The 237-nt window shown below is 48.9% G+C and carries 1 pseudogene; it reads left to right on the top strand.

The features are described from left to right. Window positions 1–183, top strand: a pseudogene (locus tag SB765_RS33545) (hypothetical protein); the annotation flags it as partial. Window positions 184–237: the final 54 nt, after the last annotated feature.

The following is a 237-nucleotide window of genomic DNA, read 5'->3' as shown; positions in this document are numbered from 1 at the left end:
ATTCTGGTACTGCGATTGTCATCGGCGGTTGCGGAAGTGGCACAGGTTTTCGGAACGAAGTTTGATATCAATGGTTTATCGTTCGATGAATGCCTGCTGTTGCTGCTGGTATGCTCGATGATTGGCTGGGTGGCAGCGTGGCTTGCCACGGTACAACATTTACGCCACTTTACGCCTGAATAATAAAAGCGTGTTATACTCTTTCCCTGCAATGGGTTCCGTAGCAGGGAAAGAGAC

This window comes from Pseudomonas sp. SIMBA_067, assembly GCF_046534675.1.
Lineage (GTDB): Bacteria > Pseudomonadota > Gammaproteobacteria > Pseudomonadales > Pseudomonadaceae > Aquipseudomonas > Aquipseudomonas putida.
The sequence above is the reverse complement of the archived record's forward strand: the minus strand, read 5'-3'. Positions and strand labels throughout refer to the sequence as shown.